This window comes from Pseudoalteromonas sp. SK18, from assembly GCF_001974855.1.
Lineage (GTDB): Bacteria > Pseudomonadota > Gammaproteobacteria > Enterobacterales > Alteromonadaceae > Pseudoalteromonas.
Genome location: NZ_MTQB01000056.1, coordinates 1 through 1,576 on the forward strand (window position 1 = coordinate 1; position 1,576 = coordinate 1,576).

The following is a 1,576-nucleotide window of genomic DNA, read 5'->3' on the forward strand; positions in this document are numbered from 1 at the left end:
GGGGTCACCCATTAGAAAGTTCCGGTCAAGCAGGCAGCTGTGTTTTCTTGATCTTTTTATTCAAAAAACCAAGTGTTGTTACTTTTTAAACTCACTTTAAATATGACTATGCATCCAGTAATGACGTCGATTGGTGTGAATATGCACCAGTCACCCATATGAATTTAGGCAGTTTAATTAAGCATTATTGATGATTAATTAAGGCCCTTGGCTTTCGCCTCAGTCATCGTTTTGTACCAATGTCAGTCCAGTTTCTGGCTGTGTTTACACACTGCGCTGTAACAAGTTTGTGGTTTATGCTTACACATAACCAACCCTTTGTGGCTCAAACATTGGGCATATCCAGTATTTAAAATATGAGCGGTTAACGTGCAGGCTCAATCAAACCTAATGGTTTTACCAACCCCATTACTAGCTCAACACGTTAACCTAACTTTTTTATAGTCGCTAAGTAAACGCCTTGTGTTCATCAAATGGGACATTATCTTTAAGCACGTGATAACAGGCTCTTGCGAGCTTATGCGCAACCGTTTTAATTGCGATAACTTGGTTCGTTTTAGCCAGTTTTCGTTGATAATATTTTTTGATTGTCGGGTTGTACCGAATGGCAAAATTAGCGGCCTCAGTAAACGCCCACGCTAAGTAACGATTACCATTCTTTTGATTCGTAGCGCCTTTCTTCTTCCCATTGCTGTATTTTGCACCTTTAACGCAGCGACAATAGGAGGAGAAATTACCTGGACTATCAAAACGTTTAATCGTGCCGGTCTCTAACATAATGGTCAGTGCTAACGTATTCCCAATCCCATCGATACTGGTTAGGTTTATAAACTCAGGGGAGAGCGATGTTTGCTTTAAAATAGCCCCCTCTATCACATTAATTTGCTGTTGGGCACAGCGTATTAATGAGAGGTTAGAAATGACCGACAGTGCTGTATTCATTGAGCTAAAATCTGCGTGTACCTGCTCAGTATCAACCCCTTTTCTGATAGCGGCCATTTGTTTTATTTTGTTGCTACTGAGCTTGTATCCAAGATGACGCATGTAACAACTTTGCACTGATAATAAGTTTTTAGTGGACTGTTGAACAATGTCCATTCGTTTACGCATTAAGTCGCGAACAGCCCTGAGTTCACGAGGATAAATATAGCCCTCAGGCAGGATGTTTAGACGTAACATTTCAGCCAACCAGCGTGCATCACTGTGGTCGTCTGCATATTTTAAGCCTGAATATTGTTGAATTGCAGCGGGGTTCGCTAAGTGAAGTTTAAATTCTGCATCCATTAAAGCGTCGACTAACCAGTACCAATTAAATGTCGATTCGACAACAAGCCCTTTTAAGTTGTCTTTATAAGGACTTAGAAAAGATAAAATGACAGACATGTCATTATTTAAACGCTTAACGGTAAGTGTTTCACCATGTTCATTAATGATAGCAATAACACAATTATTTGAATGCAAGTCAATTCCACCATATAGTTTCATACTAAGCTCCTCGAGATACAGTTTATGTTTTGGTCAACACAACTGTATCGAAAAACTCGAGGAGCTTTCTATATGATTATCAAATCTTGAC

At 39.5% G+C, this 1,576-nt stretch carries 1 protein-coding gene; it reads right to left on the reverse strand.

Annotated elements, in window-relative coordinates; translation table 11 throughout:
• Positions 1–447 precede the first annotated feature (447 nt).
• Positions 448–1,485, reverse strand: coding sequence for an IS110 family transposase (locus BW139_RS18080; RefSeq protein ID WP_076920577.1), 1,038 nt, complete (start codon positions 1,483–1,485; stop codon positions 448–450).
• Positions 1,486–1,576 lie beyond the last annotated feature (91 nt).

Excerpts from the sequence above, each read along its gene's own strand:
- BW139_RS18080 (WP_076920577.1), bottom strand. The coding sequence starts at position 1,485 with ATGAAACTATATGGTGGAATTGACTTGCATTCAAATAATTGTGTTATT.